Source organism: Sphingobium cupriresistens (genome assembly GCF_004152865.1).
In the GTDB taxonomy this organism is placed as follows: Bacteria; Pseudomonadota; Alphaproteobacteria; order Sphingomonadales; family Sphingomonadaceae; genus Sphingobium; species Sphingobium cupriresistens.
Genome location: NZ_SEOO01000003.1, coordinates 21,989 through 42,131, shown reverse-complemented (window position 1 = coordinate 42,131; position 20,143 = coordinate 21,989). Strand labels below are relative to the sequence as shown.

The 20,143-nt window shown below is 66.3% G+C and carries 19 protein-coding genes and 1 tRNA gene; 16 read left to right on the top strand and 4 right to left on the bottom strand.

Annotation, left to right across the window (positions count from 1 at the left end):
• Window positions 1–98: 98 nt before the first annotated feature.
• Together EWH12_RS02710 and EWH12_RS02705 are read left to right on the top strand one after the other, a co-directional pair.
• On the top strand, window positions 99–1,550 hold the full coding sequence (locus tag EWH12_RS02710) for a helicase HerA domain-containing protein (protein ID WP_129925620.1): 1,452 nt from the start codon (window positions 99–101) through the stop codon (window positions 1,548–1,550).
• Window positions 1,547–2,005, top strand: coding sequence for a low molecular weight protein-tyrosine-phosphatase (locus tag EWH12_RS02705; RefSeq protein WP_066599382.1), 459 nt, complete (start codon window positions 1,547–1,549; stop codon window positions 2,003–2,005). Before EWH12_RS02710 ends, EWH12_RS02705 begins: the two co-directional genes overlap by 4 nt.
• Here EWH12_RS02705 and EWH12_RS02700 read toward each other — a convergent pair.
• Entirely contained in the window at window positions 2,002–3,015 is a 1,014-nt protein-coding gene (locus tag EWH12_RS02700; protein WP_129925619.1) for a LacI family DNA-binding transcriptional regulator, read from the bottom strand. The two genes, EWH12_RS02705 and EWH12_RS02700, sit on opposite strands and share 4 nt — an antisense overlap.
• A gap of 346 nt (window positions 3,016–3,361) precedes the next feature.
• Here EWH12_RS02700 and EWH12_RS02695 point away from each other — a divergent pair, with 346 nt between their 5' ends.
• The 14 genes from EWH12_RS02695 (at window position 3,362) to EWH12_RS02630 (ending at window position 17,488) form a co-directional block, all read left to right on the top strand.
• A complete protein-coding gene (locus tag EWH12_RS02695) occupies window positions 3,362–5,485 on the top strand; it encodes a sodium-translocating pyrophosphatase (RefSeq protein WP_129925618.1) in 2,124 nt (707 codons plus the stop codon).
• A gap of 210 nt (window positions 5,486–5,695) precedes the next feature.
• Window positions 5,696–6,691, top strand: coding sequence for a sensor domain-containing diguanylate cyclase (locus tag EWH12_RS02690; RefSeq protein ID WP_066599375.1), 996 nt, complete (start codon window positions 5,696–5,698; stop codon window positions 6,689–6,691).
• 71 nt (window positions 6,692–6,762) lie between these two features.
• Complete coding sequence (locus EWH12_RS02685; RefSeq protein ID WP_129925617.1) at window positions 6,763–7,887, top strand: 8-amino-7-oxononanoate synthase; 1,125 nt, start codon at window positions 6,763–6,765, stop codon at window positions 7,885–7,887.
• Window positions 7,884–8,516, top strand: a complete 633-nt coding sequence (gene bioD, locus EWH12_RS02680; protein ID WP_129925616.1) for a dethiobiotin synthase — start codon at window positions 7,884–7,886, stop codon at window positions 8,514–8,516. Before EWH12_RS02685 ends, bioD begins: the two co-directional genes overlap by 4 nt.
• A 104-nt stretch (window positions 8,517–8,620) precedes the next feature.
• Window positions 8,621–10,672, top strand: a complete 2,052-nt coding sequence (locus tag EWH12_RS02675) for a M13 family metallopeptidase (protein WP_129925615.1) — start codon at window positions 8,621–8,623, stop codon at window positions 10,670–10,672.
• 224 nt (window positions 10,673–10,896) lie between these two features.
• Window positions 10,897–11,313 carry a DUF4168 domain-containing protein gene (locus EWH12_RS02670; RefSeq protein WP_129925614.1) on the top strand — a complete coding sequence of 139 codons (417 nt, stop codon included), beginning with the start codon at window positions 10,897–10,899 and terminating at the stop codon, window positions 11,311–11,313.
• Window positions 11,314–11,448: 135 nt separating this feature from the next.
• On the top strand, window positions 11,449–13,260 hold the full coding sequence (locus tag EWH12_RS02665; protein WP_066604790.1) for a cation:proton antiporter: 1,812 nt from the start codon (window positions 11,449–11,451) through the stop codon (window positions 13,258–13,260).
• Complete coding sequence (locus EWH12_RS02660; protein WP_129925613.1) at window positions 13,257–13,871, top strand: OmpA family protein; 615 nt, start codon at window positions 13,257–13,259, stop codon at window positions 13,869–13,871. The genes EWH12_RS02665 and EWH12_RS02660 overlap by 4 nt, the downstream gene beginning before the upstream one ends.
• 130 nt (window positions 13,872–14,001) lie before the next feature.
• Complete coding sequence (locus EWH12_RS02655; RefSeq protein WP_129925612.1) at window positions 14,002–15,300, top strand: adenosylmethionine--8-amino-7-oxononanoate transaminase; 1,299 nt, start codon at window positions 14,002–14,004, stop codon at window positions 15,298–15,300.
• Between the two features lie 65 nt (window positions 15,301–15,365).
• Window positions 15,366–15,584, top strand: coding sequence for a translation initiation factor IF-1 (infA, locus tag EWH12_RS02650; protein ID WP_003049127.1), 219 nt, complete (start codon window positions 15,366–15,368; stop codon window positions 15,582–15,584).
• An 11-nt stretch (window positions 15,585–15,595) separates the two neighbouring features.
• Window positions 15,596–16,168 carry a Maf family protein gene (locus tag EWH12_RS02645; RefSeq protein WP_129925611.1) on the top strand — a complete coding sequence of 191 codons (573 nt, stop codon included), beginning with the start codon at window positions 15,596–15,598 and terminating at the stop codon, window positions 16,166–16,168.
• A gap of 8 nt (window positions 16,169–16,176) precedes the next feature.
• Entirely contained in the window at window positions 16,177–17,166 is a 990-nt protein-coding gene (locus tag EWH12_RS02640; protein ID WP_129925610.1) for a ribonuclease, read from the top strand.
• Window positions 17,156–17,362, top strand: coding sequence for a DNA gyrase inhibitor YacG (locus EWH12_RS02635; RefSeq protein WP_066599351.1), 207 nt, complete (start codon window positions 17,156–17,158; stop codon window positions 17,360–17,362). Before EWH12_RS02640 ends, EWH12_RS02635 begins: the two co-directional genes overlap by 11 nt.
• A 50-nt stretch (window positions 17,363–17,412) precedes the next feature.
• Window positions 17,413–17,488, top strand: a tRNA-Phe gene (locus tag EWH12_RS02630).
• A gap of 57 nt (window positions 17,489–17,545) precedes the next feature.
• Here the strand turns inward: EWH12_RS02630 and EWH12_RS02625 are convergent.
• The 3 genes from EWH12_RS02625 to EWH12_RS02615 form a co-directional block, all read right to left on the bottom strand.
• Window positions 17,546–17,905: an NAD(P)-dependent oxidoreductase gene (locus EWH12_RS02625; protein WP_422917711.1), complete on the bottom strand. Its 360-nt coding sequence runs from the start codon at window positions 17,903–17,905 to the stop codon at window positions 17,546–17,548.
• A gap of 84 nt (window positions 17,906–17,989) precedes the next feature.
• The gene (locus EWH12_RS02620) at window positions 17,990–18,793 is read right to left on the bottom strand and encodes an inositol monophosphatase family protein (protein ID WP_066599347.1); all 804 of its coding nucleotides are present in this window, start codon (window positions 18,791–18,793) and stop codon (window positions 17,990–17,992) included.
• Entirely contained in the window at window positions 18,780–20,126 is a 1,347-nt protein-coding gene (locus EWH12_RS02615) for a TldD/PmbA family protein (protein WP_066599345.1), read from the bottom strand. The genes EWH12_RS02620 and EWH12_RS02615 overlap by 14 nt, the downstream gene beginning before the upstream one ends.
• Between the last annotated feature and the right edge of the window lie 17 nt (window positions 20,127–20,143).

Here is a 20,143-nt window from a genome sequence, read left to right as displayed (position 1 = left end):
GGGTCAAGCGGAGGTTGCTGATGGGAACGTAGGTCACCATAGCCGACATCACCGCCCCCCCCTTGCGCTCCCCCACCCCCTGCGCCAAAGACGCGATCGTGACCGCCAGCATCAGCATAGGGACCGACAGCCACGGCAAGGACGTGCTGGTCGATGTCGAGGAATTGCTCGCCACCCGGCTGCTCGTTCAGGGCAATTCGGGGTCGGGCAAGTCGCATCTGCTGCGTCGCCTGCTTGAAGAATCCGCGCCGATGGTGCAGCAGGTGGTGATCGATCCGGAGGGCGATTTCGTCACGCTGGCCGACGCCTATGGCCATATCGTGATCGATGCGGGCGACTATAATGAGCGCGAGATCGTCAAGATGGCGATGCGCATCCGCGAACATCGCGCCTCGGTGGTGCTGAGCCTGGAATCGCTGGAGCTGGAGGCGCAGATGAAATGCGCCGCGACCTTCCTGTCGACCCTGTTCGATGCGCCGCGCGACCATTGGTATCCCGCGCTGGTGGTGGTGGACGAGGCGCAAATGTTCGCCCCGGTATCGGCCGGCGACGTGTCGGACGAAGCGCGGCGGCTGAGCCTGGCCGCCATGACCAACCTGATGTGCCGGGGGCGCAAACGGGGGCTTGCGGGCGTGATCGCGACCCAGCGGCTGGCGAAACTCGCCAAGAATGTCGCGGCCGAAGCCTCCAACTTCCTGATGGGCCGCACCTTCCTGGATATCGACATGGCCCGCGCCGCCGACCTGCTGGGCATGGAGCGGCGGCAGGCGGAGCAGATTCGCGATCTGGAGCGCGGGCGCTTTCTGGGCCTTGGCCCAGCGATCGCGCGTCGGCCGGTCAATGTGAAGATCGGCGCGGTGCAGACCGGCACGCGGGGCGGCGCGCACAAGCTGATCGCCCCGCCCACCACCAGCGGCGAGGATTTACAGGAATTATTGTTCGCCCGCGGCGAGGAGGATATGCCGCCCCCTCCGCCGACGCGCGCCGATCCCCCGCCCCGCCCGGCCGAGGAGATCATTCGCGCGCTCGCCGATACCCCATCGGCCCGGCCCGCCGCGCCGGAACTGGATTTCGGCCAGAACGAACCGGTGGTGATCGCCGTGCTGGACGAGATCGTCGCCGATCTGGGCGACTCGGCCCCCAGCGTTTCGACGCTGTATCAGGATTTCGGCGTGCGCTGCCGGATGAAGGGGCTGCGCACGCCCCCGCTCGACCTGCCCGCCTTTCGCAAGCGCTTCGCCATGGCGCAGGCCGGGATGGCCGATGCGCATGATCCGCGCTGGGCCGATGCGATGCAGGCGGCGGAGCCTCTGCCGGAGGATATGCTCGCCCCCTTCCTGCTGATCGCGCGCGCCGCGATGGCGGGCCTTCCCTGCCCCGATGACGCGCTTCTGGCCCGCGCCTATGGCACCAGTTCGCCGGGGCGGGTGCGGCGGCTGATCGACTATATGGAAAAACTTGGCGTCATCGTCGCCCGCACCGATTTTTCGGGCAAGCGCTCGATCGGCGTGCCGGGTCTTGGCCTCTCCACCGCGGCGGCGGATGGATGACGGCCGCCTCCGTCCTTTTCGTCTGTCTTGGCAATATCTGCCGCTCGCCCTTGGCCGAAGCCGCGCTCAGAGCAGAGGCAGCGAAGACAGGCGTCGATATGACCGTCGATTCGGCCGGGACCGGCGACTGGCATGTAGGCCACCCGCCCGACCGCCGGGCGCAGGCGGTGGCGTTGCGCCATGGCATCGACATTGGCGGCTATCGGGGGCGGCAGGTCGAACCGGCGGATTTCCAGCGCTTCACCCATATTTTCGCGCTCGACGCCGACAATCTCAAAAATCTGTGTCACATCCGCCCGCCGGACGGGACAGCGGACCTGCGCCTGCTAATGGATATGGTGCCGGGGCGCGAAGGAACGGGCGTGGTCGATCCCTATTATGGCGACGATGCCGGGTTCGACCTGACTTGGGACGATGTGACCCGCGCCGCCAGAGCGATCGTCGCCGGCCTTTAGCTCGTTTCGCGGACGATCAGTTCGGGGGCGATCTGCACCGATCCGGCGTCTTCCCCGCCGATGCGCCGGAATAGCAGATCGACCAGATGGTGTGCGCCAGCCTCTATATCCTGCCGGACGGTGGTGAGCGGCGGACGGGCCAGGCGGGCGAGCGGGATGTCGTCGAAGCCGATGATCGACAGGTCTTGCGGCACGCGCAGGTCATGGTCCGCCGCGGCGGCGACCAGGCTCATCGCCACCACGTCGGACGCGGCGAAAATGCCGTCGGGGCGGTTTCCGGCCGCGAACCAGTCGCGCGCCTTGGCATGACTCGCTTCCGGCGTGAGCGGACTGCATATCAGCGCGACGCCGCCACGCAAGGATGCGGGCAGGCCAGCGAGGAAGCCGGCATGGCGGGCGGCGAATTCGGGCACGTCCATGTCACCGAAAAAGGCCAGGCTGCGTCGCCCCCGCTCCACCAGATGCTGCGCCGCCAGCCGCCCGCCCGCTTCATTGTCAGCGCCCACCATGGCGGGACCGCCGCCCGCCCCCTGTTCGCCCCAGACGACCATCGGCCGGTAATGAGCGGCGACGCGGCCCAATACCGCGCCCTGATCCGCCTGGCCGATGATGATGACGCCATCGGCGCGCCCGGCCCGGATGAAGGCATCCAGCCAGTCGTCCCGGTCCGGCGATACCCTTGAGAGCAGCAGGTCATAGCCACGATCCGTCAGCGCATCGGCGAGAAAACCGAGCATCGTCACGAGGAAGGGATCGGACAATTGCAGACCCCTCGCCAGTCCCAGCGGCATCAGCACCGCGATCGCCCCGGTCCGACCGAGGCGCAGATTCTGGGCGGCGACATTGAGCCGGAAGCCGTGCCGGTCGGCCAGCGCCTGAATCCGGCCGCGCGTCCCCTTGCTCAGCGCCCCCTTGCCCGTCAGCGCCCGCGACACGGTGGACACCGACACGCCGGCCAGGCGCGCCAGGTCGGCGATGCTCTTGAGCGGGCCGGTTTCCTGATCGTCCATGCGCCGCAGACTAGGACAAATATGGCGGGTCCACAACGCCTTGCCGCGCGGCATACACGGCCCGACGAAGCCGGCGTCCGCGGCACACCGCACGAGCGGGATGAGGAGAGGCGATGCCGCCTCTCCTCATCCCAACCCATCTTGACGCGCGCCGTCGGGGCTGTAGCTTCCTTCCACCCTATTCTCAGCCCGGTTGGACCGCTTATGCGCGCTGCCATGTTGCTGATTGACGCGGTGCCCGATGCCGGACCGTCCTCGTCCGGCCGCCCGCCTCTGCGCCTTTCGCCTGCCCGTCATTCCCTGCGGAGCGGTCGATGACAGTCATAACAGGGGGAGAGGAACATCCATGCAAATCGTCTATATCGCCATAGGGTGCGGCCTGCTGGCCATCATCTATGGCCTGATCACCAGTCGCCAGGTGTTGAGCCAGCCACCGGGCAATGACGCCATGCAGGCGATCGCCGGCGCGATTCAGGAGGGGGCCAAGGCCTATCTGGGCCGCCAATATACCACCATCGCCATCGTCGGCCTGGTCGTGGCCGTGCTGGTCCTCTATTTTCTGGGCGTCACGTCCGCGGTCGGATTTCTGATCGGGGCGATCCTGTCGGGGGCGGCGGGGTTCATCGGCATGAACATATCGGTGCGGGCCAATGTCCGCACGGCCGAAGCCTGTCGCGGCACGCTGCAGAGCGGCCTCACCGTCGCTTTCCGCGCCGGCGCCATCACCGGGATGCTGGTGGCCGGCCTCGCCCTGCTCGCGATCAGCGTCTTCTTCTGGTATCTGACTGGCCCGGCGGGCCATGCGCCCGACGACCGGCTGGTGATCGACTCGCTGGTCGCGCTGGCCTTTGGCGCGTCGCTCATTTCCATCTTCGCACGGTTGGGCGGCGGCATCTTCACCAAGGCGGCCGACGTCGGCGCCGACCTGGTCGGCAAGGTCGAGGCCGGCATCCCGGAGGATGACCCACGCAATCCCGCCGTCATCGCCGACAATGTCGGCGACAATGTGGGCGACTGCGCCGGCATGGCCGCCGATTTGTTCGAAACCTATGTCGTCACCGTCGGCGCGACCATGGTGCTGACCGCCTTGCTGGTCACCGGGGTCGACAACGCCTTCCTGATGAAGCTGATGGCGCTGCCCCTGATCGTCGGCGGCGTGTGCATCGTCACGTCGATCATCGGCACCTATATGGTCCGTCTGGGCGCCAGTCAGTCGATCATGGGCGCGCTCTACAAGGGGTTCTGGACCACCGCGCTCCTGTCCATTCCGGCCATCTATGTCGTCACCCAATATACGCTGGGCGACCTCAACGCCGTCTTCGGCGCGGACCTGGACGGCTATGGCGGCTATACCGGGATGGATCTGTTCTGGTCGATGCTGGTCGGTCTGGCCGTCACCGGCCTGCTGGTGGTCATCACCGAATATTATACCGGCACCAACTATCGCCCGGTCCGCTCGATCGCCAAGGCGTCCGAAACCGGCCATGGCACCAACGTCATCCAGGGGCTGGCGATCAGCCTGGAATCCACCGCCTTGCCGACGCTGGTCATCGTCGTCGGCATCATCGTCGCCTATCAGCTGGCGGGTCTGATGGGCATCGCTTTCGCGGCGACCGCGATGCTGGCGCTGGCGGGCATGGTGGTGGCGCTGGACGCTTATGGTCCGGTCACCGACAATGCGGGCGGCATCGCCGAAATGGCGCATCTGGACGATAGCGTGCGGGTGAAAACCGACGCGCTGGACGCCGTGGGCAACACGACAAAGGCGGTGACGAAGGGCTATGCCATCGGCAGCGCGGGTCTGGCGGCGTTAGTGCTGTTCGGCACCTTCACTCAGGATCTCGACTATTATGGCGCGGCGCTGGGCCTGACCGAGCCGGTCGATTTCTCGTTGAAAAACCCCTATGTCATCGTCGGCCTGCTGCTCGGCGCGCTGCTGCCCTATCTGTTCGGCGCGATGGGCATGACCGCCGTGGGCCGCGCGGCGGGCGATGTGGTGAAGGACGTGCGCGCCCAGTTCGCCGAGAATAAGGGCATCATGGACGGCGCCAGCAAGCCGGACTATGCGCGCACGGTCGATCTGGTGACCAAGGCCGCGATCAAGGAGATGATCATCCCCAGCCTGTTGCCGGTGCTGGCGCCGATTATCGTCTATTTCGCGATCACCGCGGTGGCGGGCAGCGACAACGGCTTTGCGGCGCTGGGCGCGTTGCTGCTGGGCGTCATCGTGTCCGGCCTGTTCGTCGCTTTGTCGATGACCAGCGGCGGCGGCGCATGGGACAATGCCAAGAAATATATCGAGGATGGCCATCATGGCGGCAAGGGCAGCGAAGCCCATAAGGCCGCGGTGACCGGCGACACGGTGGGCGATCCGTACAAGGATACGGCCGGCCCGGCGGTGAACCCGATGATCAAGATCACCAATATCGTCGCGCTGTTGTTGCTGGCGGCGCTGGCGCATGGGGCCTGACAGGTGGGGAGAGGCCGCGCGCCTCTCCTCCCCTTGCCTGCGCCCCGACTGGTCGCGGCGTCGGCCATGCTTAGTTCATTTTAACCCTTTGTTCAGGGCAGAGGCGCAATCTGCGCGCGCGGTCGGCCTGACGGGGGCGAGCCGCGCCGCACCGGATTTCCCGTCATGCCTTCCAAGGCGTGACCCAAGCCAGCCACCGGATGCCATGATATGCTGCACGCCATTACCAACGACGAACCGGGCCGCATCGCCGCGCTGCGGCGCTATGAAATACTCGACACGCCAATGGAAGGCGCTTTCGACAAGGTCACCAATCTGGTGCGCGCGCTGTTCAGCGTGCCGATATCCGCCGTGTCGCTGATCGATCAGGAGCGGCAATGGTTCAAGTCGATCGCCGGGCTGGATGTGTCGGAAACGCCGCGCAGCGCAGCCTTTTGCGATCATGCCATCCGTCAGGACGATCCCCTCGTCATACCCGACACGAAGGACGATGTGCGCTTTCGCTACAATCCGCTGGTGACCGGCGATCCGGGCATTCGAAGCTACGCCGGCGTGCCGCTGCGCACGCCCGATGGCTATAATATCGGATCGCTGTGCGCCATCGACACCCGCGCCAGGGATTTCCCGGCCGAACAGATGGAGATTATGAAGGGCCTGGCCGCCATCGTGGTCGAACAGATGGAATTGCGGATGCTGGCCGAGCGCGATCATCTGAGCGGCGCCATGACCCGCCGCGCCTTCGTCGCCGAAATCGACAAGCGGATCGCGTTGTTCGTCCGGCACCAGCGGCCCGCCGCCCTTATCCTGCTCGACATCGACCATTTCAAGGCGATCAACGACTGCCATGGCCATCCCGTCGGCGACCGGGTGATCGAGGCGGTCGCGCATTGTTGCGCCGGCCTGTCACGCCCCAGCGATTCGCTGGGGCGGATCGGCGGTGAGGAATTCGGGTTGTTGCTGCCCGAAACCAGCGAGACGGAAGCGCTGGCCGCCGCACACCGTTTCTGTGCGGCGATCGAGGCGTTGGACATCCCCCATGATCCGCCGCTGCGCGTCACCGCCAGCTTTGGCGTGGCCGCGATCGGTCCCGGCCGCATGACCAGTCAGGACTGGCTCACCGCTGCGGATACGGCGCTCTATGATGCCAAGCGCAGCGGTCGCAACCGCGCGGTGCTGGCCCCCATCGAAGCGATCCGCGCGGCATGAGCTGAAAGGCGGCCGCGCCCACCGGCTTACCCCCGCTTGCCGCTTTCCCCGGCCGGGCCTATAGGCGCGGCATGACTGCCGAACCCTTCGCCAAGCAACTCGCCGCGCTGGAGTCGCGCGGGCGATTGCGTCGCCTGATCTCCCGTTCCGGGCGGGATTTCGCCTCCAACGACTATCTCGGCCTGGCCGGTGATCCGATCATCGCGCAGGCCGTCGCCGACGCGATCGGGCGGGGCGTGCCGGTGGGATCGGGCGGGTCGCGGCTGCTGCGCGGCAATGCGCCCGAACATGAGGGGCTGGAGACCAAGGCGGCCGATTTCTTCCGTACGCAGGCGGCGCTGTTCGTCGCCAACGGATATGTCGGCAATCTGGCGCTGTTTTCGACGCTGCCCCAGCGCGGCGACCTGATCGTTGCGGACGAACTGATCCATGCCAGCGCCCATGACGGCATCCGCATGAGCAAGGCGCAGGCGGTGTTCGCGCGGCATAATGATGTGCAGAGCTTCGCCGACCTGATCGCGGCCTGGCGCAAGGAGGGCGGCACGGGCCGTATCTGGATCGCGGTAGAGACGCTCTATTCGATGGATGGCGACGTCGCCCCACTCACCGATCTCGCCAAGTTGGCGGCGACCCATGGCGCGATGCTGCTGCTGGACGAAGCGCATGGCACCGGCGTCTTCGGGCCGGGCGGGCGCGGGCTTTCGACCGGGCTGGACGGTTTGCACAATGTCATCACCCTGCATACCTGCGGCAAGGCGATGGGAACCGAAGGGGCGCTGATCTGCGGCCCGCGCATCCATGTCGACTATCTGATCAACCGCGCCCGCGCCTTCATCTTCTCGACCGCGCCGTCCCCGCTGATGGCGGTGGCGGCGTCGGCGGCGCTGGACCGGATCGAGCAGGCGAGCGACCTGCGCGAACGATTGAAGACGCTGCGGCAGGATGCGGCCGAAGCGATTTGCGCGCCGCTGGGCCTGCCCTCGCCCCGCAGCCAGATCGTGCCGCTCATCCTGGGCGACGATATCCGCACCATGGCGGTGGCCGCAGCTTTGCAGCAGGCGGGCTTCGACGTGCGCGGCATTCGACCGCCGACGGTGCCGGCGGGGACCAGCCGGCTGCGCATCTCGCTGACATTGAACGTCGGTCGCGCCGATGTCGCCGCGCTGGGTCAGGCGTTGCTTAAGGCGATGCAATGAGCGTTCTGATCGTCACCGGCACCGATACCGGCATCGGCAAGACGGTGTTCGCCGCCGGCCTGGCCGGGGCGCTGGGCGCTTATTATTGGAAGCCGATCCAGGCCGGGGTCGATCCCGAAGGCGACAAGGAAACCGTCGCCGCGCTCTCCGGCCTGCCCGCGGCGCGCATCCTGCCTGAAGCCTTTCGCCTGACCACCCCCGCCTCCCCCCATCTGGCCGCGCGGATCGATGGCGTGGCGATCGGGCTGGACCAGCTGGCGCTGCCCCAGGTGGACGGACCGCTGGTGGTCGAGGGCGCGGGCGGCGTGCTGGTGCCGATTTCCGAGACGTTGCTGATGGCCGACCTGTTCGCCCATTGGGGCCAGCCTGTGATCCTCTGCGCGCGCACCGGCCTCGGCACGATCAACCATAGTCTGCTGAGCATCGAGGCGTTGCGATCGCGCGGCGTGCGCGTGGCGGGCATCGCCTTCATCGGCGAGGCGCATGACGAAAATGAGCGGATCATCCCGCAACTGGCGGGCGCGCCGTCGCTCGGCCGCTTGCCGCATCTGGACCGGCTTGATCCCGCCGCCCTGGCCACCGCTTTCGCCGCGCACATCCGGCTTCCCGAATATTTCAACGATCGATAATTTTCGACCAACGACATGGACTTCATTCTTTGACGGGCGTTCAAGTCCGCGTCAGAACGAACGGCCCAAGGCCGATCGCCATTATGATGCAAGGGATGCAACCCATGAAAACCCTCCTCCTCGGCGCAGCCGCCACGGCGCTGGCGCTGGCCGCCACCATGGCGCAGGCCGACCAGCCGGCGACACCTGCCGCAGCGCCGACCTCGGCAAGCGCCGACAAGCCCACCTATGGCAGCTATGGCTTCGACGCTGCGGGCATGGACCAATCGGTAAAGCCCGGCGACGATTTTTACGATTATGCCAATGGCGCATGGGCGAAAAACACGCCGATCCCCGCCGACAAGTCCAATTATGGCGCATTCAACACGCTGGACGACCTGTCGCGCACGCGGACCAGGGCGATATTGGAAAGCGCGCAGAAGGATAGCGGCAGCAAGATCGGCAACGCCTATGCCGCCTATATGGACGGCGCCACGGTCGAGGCGAAGGGACTGGCGCCGATCAAGCCCTGGCTGGACGAGGTCAGGGGCGTCACCGACCTGGCCGGCTATGCCAGGGTCGCGGCCAAGGGCGCCCGCGCCGGCGTACCCGGCCCGTTCCGCTTCTATGTGGGGCAGGACGACAAAGACCCTGAAACCTATATCCTGTCGATGACGCAGGGTGGCTTGGGCCTGCCCGACCGCGACTATTATCTGGACCAGGGCGAAAAGATGGCGGCGATCCGCACCGCCTATGTCGCGCATCTGGAAAAGATGCTGACCCTGGCCGGCGAAAGCGACGCCAAGATGCGCGCGGCGGCGCTGATGGCGTTCGAAACGGAGGTCGCCAAGGTCCATTGGAGCCAGGTCGAAAGCCGCGACGCCGACAAGACCTATAACAAGATGACGCTTGCCGACCTGCAGAAGGCCGCGCCCGGTTTCGACTTCGCGGCCTATTACAAAGCGAACGGATTGACTCCCGCCAGCCTGCTGGTCGCCCAGCCCAGCGCCGTGACGGGTGAAGCCGCGCTGATCGCGAAAACGCCGGTTGGCGTGCTGAAGGACGCGCTGCTGCTGGCCAGCCTGCACGCCTATGCCGACTATCTGCCCGACAGCGTCGCGAACGCTGACTTCGCCTTCTACGGCACCACCCTGTCGGGCACGCCGGAGCGCGAGGAACGGTGGAAGCGCGGCGTCACCTTCCTCAAGGAATCGCTGGGCGAGGAAGTCGGCAAAGTCTATGTCGCCCAATATTTCCCGCCGGAAACCAAGGCGGCGATGGACGTGCTGGTCAAGAATGTCCTGTCCGCCATGGGCCGCCGCATCGACGGCCTGCCATGGATGAGCGATACGGCCAAGGCGCGCGCGCACAAGAAGCTGGCCGCCTTCACGCCCAAGATCGGCTATCCCGACAAGTGGCGCGATTATGACGGGCTGGCGATCAGGCGGGACGACCTGCTGGGCAATGCGCAGCGGTCGAACCAGTTCGAATTCGACTATAATATCGGCAAGCTGGGCAAACCCATCTATCGCTGGGAATGGGGCATGACCCCGATGGAGATCAACGCCTACGCCAATTTCGGCATGGTGGAGATCGTCTTCCCCGCCGCGATCCTGCAACCGCCCTTCTTCGATCCCAAGGCGGACCCCGCGGTCAATTATGGCGGCATCGGCGCGGTGATCGGCCATGAACTCAGCCATCATTTCGACGATCAGGGCGCGAAATATGACGAGACGGGAAAGCTCAACCAGTGGTGGACCGACCAGGACGTCGCCAATTTCAAGGCGCTGACCACGAAGCTGGGCGCCCAATATGACGCCTATGAGCCCTTCCCCGGCGCGCATGTGAAGGGCGCCTTCACCATGGGCGAGAATATCGGCGACCTGGGCGGCCTGGCGGTCGCGCTCGACGCCTATCATGCGTCGCTGGGCGGGAAGCCCGCGCCGGTGATCGATGGCATGACCGGCGACCAGCGCTTCTTCCTGGGCTGGGCGCAGGTGTGGCGGCGCAATTATCGCGAGGCGAATTTACGCCAGCGGCTGGTCACCGATCCGCACGCGCCATCGCAATATCGGACCGACATCGTGCGCAATTTTGACGCCTGGTATGATGCGTTCAAGCCTGCGCCGGGCGGCAAAATCTATCTGGCGCCCAAGGATCGCGTGAAAATCTGGTGACATCCAATGGTCGGCCCGGACCGTTTTGACGAATCCGGGCCGATCGTCATTGCGCGCCGGCGAAGGGCGCTGCGGCGGATCGCGACTGTGGCGGGACGAGCTGTTTCCCTCAATCCCGTTACCCCTCAAATCCCACAACTGGCCGTTCAGGCCTTTTCCGAAAGGAACGCTTTCAACAACTTGGTCGTCTGTTCATCAGTATATCGGTCAAGAGGAGAAGAAAGTTGACGGGTCCCAACAGCAGTAAATTTCTGAAAGCCGGCATCGCGTCGATCGCGCTGTTCGCAGCTTACCCCGCCCTTGCGCAGGATGCCGCCGCTCCTACAGCACCCACCGCGCCCGCAGCAGGCGCCAGCAATTTCAGTGACAGCGACATCAAGCAGTTCGCCGCCGCGGCGGTCGAAGTGACCAAGATTCAGTCGGACGCCTCGATCGCCGAGGCCGACAAGCAGCCCAAGATGCTGGCCGCTTTGCAGGCGTCGGGCCTGCCGCCTGAAAAATTCAACCAGATCGGGCAGGCGGCGGCCGCCGATCCGGCGCTCCAGCAACGCATCCAGGCCGCCGCGCCGCCGGCTCCGGCTGCACCAGCGGCACCTGCGACTCCGGCCGCCCCGGCGCAGCCGGGCCAGCCGCCGCAATGACGTGATAGCGAGGGGCCTGTCACAGACCGGCCCTTTTCTTTCGCGCCCGACACACGGGTTCGTCACGATAGTTCCCGCAATATCGAAAAATATCGGGGGGTGACGACCGCCAATGTGTCCGTCTATCCTGCGCCCATGCAGGAACTGGCTCTATCCATCGCGCTCATCGGCATATTAGGCATCGGCGCGCAATGGATCGCTTGGCGCACCGGCTGGCCAGCCATCGCTCTGATGCTGGCCGCAGGCGTCCTCGCCGGTCCGGTTCTCCACCTCATCAACCCCGAACATGTCTTCGGCGAATTGCTGGAACCGATGGTGTCGGTCGCGGTCGCGCTGATCCTGTTCGAAGGCGGCCTCAGCCTCAATTTCCGTGAATTGCGCCAGACCGATGGCGCGGTCACCCGGCTGGTCGCGCTGGGCGCGCCCATCGGCTGGGTGCTGGGGTCGCTGGCCTGCTATTATGTCGGGGGGCTGGTGTGGCCTGTCGCGATCCTGTTCGCGGGGATTTTGGTCGTCACCGGGCCGACCGTGGTGCTGCCGCTGCTGCGCCAGTCCAATGTCGCGGCGCGGCCGCGCGCGATCCTGAAATGGGAAGCGATCGTCAACGATCCGGTCGGCGCGCTGTTGGGCGTCGTCACCTATGAATATCTGCGCCGCGCGGGCGAGGGCGGCACGCTGGCGTCGGTCATCCTGTCGCTGCTGGCCGCGGCGGTCATCGCCGGTCTGATCGGCTGGCTCGCCGCCCGCGCCGTGGGCTGGGCCTTCCCGCGCGGCCATGTGCCCGAATATCTCAAGGCCCCGGTGCTGCTGGTCGCAGTGATTGGCGTATTCGTGGGATCGAACATGATCCAGCAGGAAACCGGCCTGCTGGCGGTCACGGTGATGGGGGTGGCGCTGGCCAATATGCGTTTCGATTCGCTGCGCGACATCCAGCCGTTCAAGGAAAATGTCACCGTCCTGCTGATTTCAGGCGTGTTCGTGATCCTCTCCGCCTCGCTCAATCTGGAGGTGCTGCGCCAGTTTGAATGGCGGTTCCTGGCCTTCCTGCTGGCGCTGCTGTTCCTCGTTCGCCCGGCGACGGTCTTGTTGAGCCTCGCCTTTTCGCCCGTGCCCTGGAATGAGCGGCTGCTGGTCGCCTGGATCGCGCCGCGCGGCATCGTCGCGGTCGCGATCTCCGGCCTGTTCGCGCTGCGGCTCGATCGGCTGGGCTATAGCGACGGGTCGATCCTGGTCACCTTGTCCTTCGCCGTGGTCGTCACCACCATCCTGTTTCACGGATTTTCGATCAAACCGGTCGCACGCTGGCTGAAAGTTACGGGTGCGTCGGAGCAGGGCTTGCTGATCGTCGGCGCTACGCCCTTCACCCTGGGACTTGCGGCTCAACTGCGCCAATTGGAGGTGCCAGTGACGATCGCCGACAATAGCTGGCAGCGGCTTGCGCCGGCCCGGCATCAAGGCATCCCCACCTATCATGGCGAGATATTGTCGGAAGCGACCGAAGAGCGGCTGGACCTGACCCAGTTCCAGATGCTGGCGGCGGCGACCGACAATGAAGCCTATAATGCGCTGGTGTGCAACGAATTCGCCCCGGAAATCGGGCGCGACAATGTCCATCAGCTGGGCAACGCCAGCGACGATCATGATCCGCGCAGCCTGCCTGAATCGCTGCGCGGGCGCGCGCTGTTCGAATCCGGCCATGGCGTGGAGGACATCATGCAGCGCGAGGAGCAGGGCTGGACCTTCCGCAAGACACGGATCAGCGAGCAGTTCGACTATGACGCAGCGCGCGCAGCGCTGCCGCCGGAGGGCGACATGCTGTTGCTGTTGCGCAAGACCGGGGCGCTGCGCTTTTTCACCCATGCTTCGCGCCCCACGCCCCAACCCGGCGACACGATCCTGTCCTATGTGCCGCCCGCCCAGCCCCGGCGACAAGGAGAGGAAAAATGACGAAATCTGGTCGCGCTTCTATCATCCTGTGCGCAGCGCTCGCCGCCTGCCAGCCGCCGGCGCAGACGCCTGCGGCCAATGCGGTGGACGAAGCGGATAAGGCCAATGCCGTGGCGGACAATGGCGCGGACAATGGCGCCGAACCACAACGGTCGATCCTGCGCCCCGAAGTCGTGCCCGAAACGGAAACGCCCAAGATCGAGCCGGCAGAGGCGGTGATCGGCTTTGGCGAATCGTCGATGGCGCTGGATGAGACGGCGAAGGCGACAGTTGAAACGCTGCTCGCCAGCCCGGCGATGCAGGCCGGCGGTCCGATCACGCTGCGCGGCCACAGCGATTCGCGCGGGTCCGATGGCGACAACAAGGTCGCGTCCCGCATCCGCGCCGAAAAGGTCCGTGACTATCTGGTCGAAAAAGGCGTGGATGAGGCGCGCATCACCCTGGTCGCGCTGGGCGAAGCCCGCCCCGTCGCCCCCAATGCGAAAGAGGATGGCAGCGACGATCCCGACGGCCGGGCGAAGAATCGCCGGGTCGAGGTGACGGTCGCGCTGCCGGCCATCATCGTGCCGCCGCCGGTGGCGCCCAACGCGACCGAGGCCGCAAAGCCATAGATTTGGCGGCCATGCTGGCCTAGAGCAAGTGGTCCGGCTGCGTCGGACCACTTGCTCTAGTTTTTGATTTTATGCGATTTCCGAGTCATCAGGGATTCCACCTGATTAGAAATCGCTTGAAAGGACCGTCATGACATCCCCCGTCTGGCACCCCTTCACCCAGCATGGCCTCAATGAGCCGATCCCCCATGTCGCGCGGGCGCAAGGCGCGCTGCTGCATCTGGCAGACGGCGGCACGCTGATCGACGCGATTTCGAGCTGGTGGGTGACCACCCATGGCCATTGCCATCCGCGCATCGCCGCCGCCATCGCCGCGCAGGCGGGGCAACTCGATCAGCTGATCTTCGCGGGCTACACCCATGATCCGGCCGAAACGGTGGCGCGGGGGCTGATCGATCTGGCCCCGCGCGGCGAGGGGCAGCCGGAGCTGCGCCATGTCTTCTATTCCGACAGCGGCTCGACCGCGGTCGAGGTCGCGCTCAAGATGGCGCTGGGCTATTGGCACAATCTGGCGCTGGACGGGTTGGCGACGGAAGAATCGGGGGGGCCGCGCAGCCGCATCCTGGTGCTGGAGCATAGCTATCATGGCGACACGATCGGCGCGATGTCGATCGGCGAACGCGGCGTTTATAACGCCGCCTGGCAGCCCTTGCTGTTCGATGTCGGCACCATCCCCTTTCCCGCGCCCGGTCGCGAGCGGGCCTGCCTCGACGCGCTCGACGCCGCCTGCGCGCGCAAGCCCGCCGCCTTCATCGTCGAGCCGCTGATCTTGGGCGCGGGCGGGATGCTGATCTATTCGGCGGACATACTGCGCGAGATGGCCGCGATCTGCCGCCGCCATGGCGTGCTGTTCATCGCTGATGAAGTGATGACCGGCTGGGGCCGCACCGGCACCCTCTTCGCCTGCGAACAGGCGGGCGTCGTGCCGGACATCATGGCGGTGGCCAAGGGTATCACCGGCGGCGCGATCCCGCTGGCGGCGACCCTGGCGACCGCCCCGATCTTCGACGCGCACCGATCGACCGACCGCGCCCGGCTATTCTATCATTCGTCCAGCTACACCGCCAACGCGATCGCCTGCGCCGCCGCGGTCGCCAATCTGGCGATCTGGCGCGAAGAGGATGTGCTGGGCCGAATCGTCGCGCTGACGCAGGGTATCGCAACGCGACTCGAACGGCTCGCCCGCCACCCCGCCTTCGCCAACCCGCGGCAGTTGGGCACGATCGCCGCGATCGACCTTGTCGCCGCCGATGCGGGCTATCTGTCCGACCTGGCGCCGCGCCTGCGCGCCTTCTTTCTGGGCCACGGCCTTTTGCTAAGGCCGCTCGGCAACACCATCTACTTGATGCCGCCCTATTGCCTCGACGAAGATCAGCTCGATCATATCTTCACGGCGATCGCCGCCGCAGGCGATCATTTCGGCGAATAAAGGCTTGGCTTCCATTTCCCGCAATTTGGCGCTATGGCGGCGCGATTTTGTGAATTCGGGATAATATGGCTAAAGAAGAACTGCTTGAAATGCGCGGACAGGTTGTGGAGCTTCTCCCCAACGCCATGTTCCGTGTCCGGCTTGAAAATGACCACGAGATTCTCGGCCACACCGCCGGCAAGATGCGCAAGAATCGCATCCGCGTGCTGGTGGGCGACGAAGTGCTTGTCGAGCTGACCCCCTACGACCTGACCAAGGGTCGGATCACGTACCGCTTCAAATAAGCCGCTTGTTCATGCGGCTTATTCTTGCTTCGGCTTCTCCCAGACGGCGTGACCTTCTGGGACAGATCGGCGTCGTCCCCGATGCCGTCGATCCCGCCGATATCGACGAAACGCCCCTGAAAGCCGAACTGCCTGCCGCATACGCCGCGCGCGTCGCGGCTGAAAAGGGCGTGGCTGTGGCCGCGCGCCATCCCGGCGCGCTGGTCCTGTCGGGCGATACCGTGGTGGCCGTGGGGCGCCGTATCCTGCCCAAGGCAGAGAGCGAGGCGGACGCGCGCGCCTGCCTGGCCTTGCTGTCGGGACGGCGGCACCGGGTACTGAGCGCGATCACGCTGATCGATGGCGAGGGACGCGCGCGGCATCGCCTGTCGGACAATATCGTCATCTTCAAGCGGCTGGAGCAGCCCGAGATCGACGCCTATATCGCCAGCGACGAATGGCGCGGCAAGGCAGGCGGCTATGCGATACAGGGCCGCGCCGCGGGCCTCATCCGCACCATCATGGGCAGCCACAGCGCGATCATGGGCCTGCCGCTTTACGAAACCCGCACGCTGCTCAAGGCAGCGGGCTATCTATCCGACTAGGAACGCACATGGCCGAATGGCTCTATGAAGAAGGCATTGGCGAGGCGCGGGCCGCGTTGATCGAGAAGGGCAAGCTGGTCGAGGCCCTGATCGAGCGCGAGGGCGACGCCGTCCGTGCGGGCGCGGTGGCGCAGGGCCGGCTAGTCGCCACCATCATCCCCAAGAAACGCGGCATCGTGCGCCTGATTTCGGGCGAGGAAGTGCTGCTGGAACCGATCCCGCCCCGGCTGGCCGAAGGCGCCAACGTCCTGGTTGAAATCATCCGCGAAGCCATCGCAGAAGAAGGCCGCCCCAAGCGCGCCAAGGGCCGGATGCCCCAGCCGGGCGCCAAGCCCCATGCCGGCCCCAGCCTGTTGCAGCGCATCCGCGCCACCGGCACGCCCGTCGTCCCCTGCCCCGCGCATGAGGAAGACCGGCTGGAAGCGCATGGCTGGAGCGAATTGATGGACGAGGCGATGAGCGGCGAGGTCGGCGCAGAAGACGCCGCGCTGCGCCTGTACCTGACCCCCGCCATGCTGTTGATCGACGTCGACGGATCGCTCCCCCCCGCGCAGCTTGGTCCCAAGGGCGCCAAGCTCGCCGCCCAGGCGGTGCGCCGCATGGGCCTTTCGGGATCGATCGGGATCGACCTGCCGACGATGAACAACAAGGATGAGCGGATGGTCGCCGCGGCGCAGATCGACAAATATCTGCCGCTGCCGTTCGAACGGACAGCCGTGAACGGCTTCGGCTTCCTCCAGATCATCCGCCGCCGTGAGCGCGCCAATCTGATGGAGATAGTGCGCGAAGATGTGGTGCTGACCGCCGCGCTGGCGTTGCTGCGCCGGGCCGAGCGCCATGGGCAGGGCGGTGCGGCCACCATCACCGCCATGCCCGCGATCATCGACCTGCTGCACAAGCGGCAGGACTGGATCGAGCAACTGGCCAAGCGCCGCGGCGGCGCGATCACCTTGAAGGCAGAAGCGTTGCTTGACCTGGCGGGTGGTCATGTCGCCTGAACCTTCGTCCAAGCCCGGCGTCTGCCCGGTCTGTCGCCAGCCCGTCCAGCCGGCGATAAAGCCCTTTTGCAGCGCCGCCTGCCGCGACCGCGACCTGCTGCAATGGCTGGGCGAAGGCTATCGCGTGCCGGGCCAGCCCTCCGACGAAGGCGATCAAAAAAACGGCAATTATGGGCTGGACAGCGAGCCGGATTGACGCTTATAGGCACGCCTCCATCCGGCGGGAGCCTCCCGCCGAAGACCCCTGCCCGGGTAGCTCAGTTGGTAGAGCATGCGATTGAAAATCGCAGTGTCGGCGGTTCGAATCCGTCCCCGGGCACCATAGCTTCCTTAGTCACCATTCACTGACGGGTTCGCAAAACCCGGAAGTCAGCCATATTCAGGCCTGGTTGCGTATCGCTTGGCGGAACGGGCGCGAGAGATGGTTCAGGCGCTCTGAACCTTCAATAGCTCCGCGCGGGATAAACGAAGTGGCGGGATTTTCGCCGCGCAGGAAGCAGGTCAGATCTTCCTGCGCCTTTTGCAGCAACTGGTGGCGAACCAGCATGTGGTTGCCAGAGATATGCAGGGTCTGTCGCATTTGGGCGCGGGAGTGGAGGATCTGGCCTTCGGTCAGTGGCTCCACTTCGGTCACATCGAGCGGAGCAAAGCCAAGCGCCCCGTGGTCGAGCGCAGCGATCAAAGCGGGCTGATCGACATCCCGCTCACCATGGGCAAGGCGAAGATCAAGGGTATCGATTTCGCCTATGCGCAGGTCTATTCGATGGTGTCCGCGCTGTTCGACGGCTTCCCGACCAACGTCAACCCTAGCCCCGCGATGCCTTCAGCCCGGCGACTGGCCCAATATCTCCCGCGCGCGCGGCGCCAGCCGTTCCACGGCGGCGGCGTGGATGCCGGGGGCAGCGCAGAGCAGGCCGAAGGCGGTGGGCTGCGGCCGGTTGAAGCGCAGCGGGTCGCCCAGCGCGTCGGTCACCGCGCCGCCTGCTTCCTGCACGATCAGCGCAGCGGCGGCGATGTCCCATTCATTGCCCCAGCGCACGGTGGCGACCAGGTCGGCTTCGTCCGCGGCGACCATCGCCATGCGCAGCGCGATGCTGTTGGGCTTGTCCACCGTCACCAGGTCGCGATCCACGCGCGGCAACTGGTCGGCGGGCACGCGCGCGCCCGGCAGCATGGTCCGGGTTCCGGCGCGCAAAATCTGGCCGTTGCGCGTCGCGCCCTGGCCCAGTTGCGCCACCCACAATTCGTTGCGCGCGGGCGCCGCCAACAGGCCGATCTGGACCGCGCCATCCTCCACCAGCGCGACCGACACCGACCAACCCGGCCGCCCGCGCAGATAATCGCGCGTGCCGTCGATCGGATCGACCACCCACACCCGCGGCACGCCCAGCCGATGCACGGTATCGGCCGTCTCCTCCGACAGCCAGCCAGCGTCCGGGTCGATCGCCGCCAGCCGCGCGCGCAGCATCGCATCGACCGCCAGGTCGGCCTCGCACACCGGATGGCCCGGCACCTTTTCCCACTGGCGCACGCGGGTTTCCCCGCCCGCCCATAGCGCCAGCGCATGGTCGGCCGCATCCGCCACGGCGGATATGACCGCGCGGAGATGGGCCTCAGCCCCCTGCAACGGTCATCCCGTCGACGCGGATGGTCGGGACGTTCATCGCGTAGCGGTAATGCAGGTCGCTCGCGGGCGTCAGCGCCCGGAACATGGCCTTTAAATTGCTGGCGATGGTGATTTCCGACACGGCATGGGCCACCGCCCCATTTTCGATCAGGAAGCCGGCCGCGCCGCGACTATAATCGCCGGTCACGCCATTGACGCCCATGCCGATCAGTTCGGTGACGTAGATGCCGCGCTTCACGTCCGCCATCAGATCGCCGGGCGAGATGGCGCCAGCCTCCATATGGACGTTAGTGATGCTGGCGCCTGGCGCGCCGCTGCCGCCGCGGCTGGCATGGCCGGTGGGTTCCAGCCCCAATTGCCGCGCCGATGCGCTGTCCATCAGCCATCCGGTCAGCACGCCCTGGTCGATCAGCGCGCGCCTTTCGACCGGCAGCCCTTCGCCATCGAACGGGCGCGATCGCATCCCGCGCGGCAGCAACGGATCGTCGATGATGGTGACGCCCGCCTCGAACAAGGCCTCGCCCAGCGATTCCAGCAGGAAGCTGGACCGGCGCGCGATCGCGGGACCGACCATGCCGCCAATCAGGTGACCCAGCAGGCTGGAGCCGATGCGCGGGTCGAAGATCACCGGCATGACGCCGCTTTCGACCTTGACCGGATTGAGCCGCGCCACCGCCCGCTGGCCGGCGCGGATGCCGACCGCTTCGGCATCGTCCAGATCCTCCAGGTGGCGCACGCTATGGCTGGCATGGTCGCGCTGCATGTCGGCGCCCGCGCCCGCCAGCACGCTGGCCCAGGTCGAATGGCTGGTGCCGGCATAGGCGCCGGCAAAGCCATGGCTGGTGGCGAGTGCGACCTGGCTGCGCCCATTCGCCGCGCCGCCGCCCTCGCTGTTGGTGATGCCGGGCACGCTGCGCGCGGCCTCTTCCGCGATCATCGCGCGTTCGCGCAGCGCCGCGGGTTCCGGCTCCTCCTCGTCGGTCAGGTCGAGCGCGGGCGGGCGCTTCTTGAGCAACCGGTCTTCGGGCGCGAGGCCGGCATAGGGGTCTTCGGGCGCCTCGCGCGCCATGGCGACGGCGCGATCGACCAGCGTGGCGAGCGTCGCCGGGTTCATGTCCGACGCGGAAATGCTGGCGGACCGCTGGCCGATGAAGACGCGCAGGCCGATCTCCTCGCCCTCGGACCGTTCCACATCCTCCAGCGCGCCCAATCGCACCGATACATTGGTCGATGCATTGCAGGCATAGATGGCGTCGGCGGCATCCGCGCCGGCCTTGCGCGCGGCGCTGACCAGATCCTGCGCGCGCGACTGGGCTTCTTCTAGGCTGAGCATGGAGGGAAAATGGTCCT

Bases quoted from the DNA above. Each gene is read 5' to 3' on its own strand.
- EWH12_RS02705 (WP_066599382.1), top strand. From the start codon at position 1,547: ATGACGGCCGCCTCCGTCCTTTTCGTCTGTCTTGGCAATATCTGCCGC.
- EWH12_RS02700 (WP_129925619.1), bottom strand. From the start codon at position 3,015: ATGGACGATCAGGAAACCGGCCCGCTCAAGAGCATCGCCGACCTGGCG.
- EWH12_RS02695 (WP_129925618.1), top strand. From the start codon at position 3,362: ATGCAAATCGTCTATATCGCCATAGGGTGCGGCCTGCTGGCCATCATC.
- EWH12_RS02690 (WP_066599375.1), top strand. From the start codon at position 5,696: ATGCTGCACGCCATTACCAACGACGAACCGGGCCGCATCGCCGCGCTG.
- EWH12_RS02685 (WP_129925617.1), top strand. From the start codon at position 6,763: ATGACTGCCGAACCCTTCGCCAAGCAACTCGCCGCGCTGGAGTCGCGC.
- bioD (WP_129925616.1), top strand. From the start codon at position 7,884: ATGAGCGTTCTGATCGTCACCGGCACCGATACCGGCATCGGCAAGACG.
- EWH12_RS02675 (WP_129925615.1), top strand. From the start codon at position 8,621: ATGAAAACCCTCCTCCTCGGCGCAGCCGCCACGGCGCTGGCGCTGGCC.
- EWH12_RS02665 (WP_066604790.1), top strand. From the start codon at position 11,449: ATGCAGGAACTGGCTCTATCCATCGCGCTCATCGGCATATTAGGCATC.
- EWH12_RS02660 (WP_129925613.1), top strand. From the start codon at position 13,257: ATGACGAAATCTGGTCGCGCTTCTATCATCCTGTGCGCAGCGCTCGCC.
- EWH12_RS02655 (WP_129925612.1), top strand. From the start codon at position 14,002: ATGACATCCCCCGTCTGGCACCCCTTCACCCAGCATGGCCTCAATGAG.
- infA (WP_003049127.1), top strand. From the start codon at position 15,366: ATGGCTAAAGAAGAACTGCTTGAAATGCGCGGACAGGTTGTGGAGCTT.
- EWH12_RS02645 (WP_129925611.1), top strand. From the start codon at position 15,596: ATGCGGCTTATTCTTGCTTCGGCTTCTCCCAGACGGCGTGACCTTCTG.
- EWH12_RS02640 (WP_129925610.1), top strand. From the start codon at position 16,177: ATGGCCGAATGGCTCTATGAAGAAGGCATTGGCGAGGCGCGGGCCGCG.
- EWH12_RS02635 (WP_066599351.1), top strand. From the start codon at position 17,156: ATGTCGCCTGAACCTTCGTCCAAGCCCGGCGTCTGCCCGGTCTGTCGC.
- EWH12_RS02615 (WP_066599345.1), bottom strand. From the start codon at position 20,126: ATGCTCAGCCTAGAAGAAGCCCAGTCGCGCGCGCAGGATCTGGTCAGC.